General features: G+C 57.3%; 1 protein-coding gene. It reads left to right on the forward strand.

The window, feature by feature from the left end:
• Positions 1–7 precede the first annotated feature (7 nt).
• A protein-coding gene (locus tag WS69_RS33115) for an IS5 family transposase (protein ID WP_231747100.1) occupies positions 8–735 on the forward strand; the annotation gives its coding sequence in 2 pieces (ribosomal slippage) (positions 8–293 and positions 293–735; 729 coding nt in all).
• Position 736: the final 1 nt, after the last annotated feature.

The raw sequence follows: 736 nt of genomic DNA on the forward strand, positions 1-736 counted from the left end.
CAAACAGATCGAACATTGCCTGCCGCGACAGCGAGGCAATGTGAGCCTGCCGAACCTGCAAGTGCTCAACGCGATCCTCTATGTTGCTGAGCACGGATGTAAATGGCGCGGCCTGCCGCCACGTTTCGGTCGCTGGCATACGATCTACACGCGCATGAATCGTTGGTCTCGCAACGGCGTACTGGACCGAGTGTTCACGGAGTTGCAGCGCGCACAGATTATTCGCGTCCGAATTGAAGCGGTATCGCTGGATAGCACGATCGTGAAGGTTCATCCTGACGGCACCGGTGCGTTAAAAAAAATGGACCCCAAGCTATCGGCAAGTCCCGTGGAGGATGGACAACCAAGATTCATATGGTTGCCGCGGATGCTCGAACAGCCATAACGTTCGCACTGTCGCCCGGTCAAGCCGGCGATGCGCCGCACGGACGTGCACTGCTCGAACGCCTGGGACCGCCGAATCGGCCGCTGCACCTGCTGATGGACAAGGCGTACGAAGGTAACGAAACCCGACAGCTCGCGCTCGATCTCGGTTTCATCCCGGTCGTTCCTCCGTTGAGCACGCGCGTCGAGCCTTGGGAGTACGACCGGGAAATGTACAAACGTCGCAACGAAGTCGAGCGGCTGTTCCGTCGATTGAAGGGCTTTCGTCGCATCTTCTCGCGCTTCGACAAACTCGATCTGATGTTCATTGCCTTTATCAACTTCGCCCTGATTGTCGAAGCCCTTCGATAGT

The organism is Burkholderia sp. BDU5, assembly GCF_001522845.1.
In the GTDB taxonomy this organism is placed as follows: Bacteria; Pseudomonadota; Gammaproteobacteria; order Burkholderiales; family Burkholderiaceae; genus Burkholderia; species Burkholderia mayonis.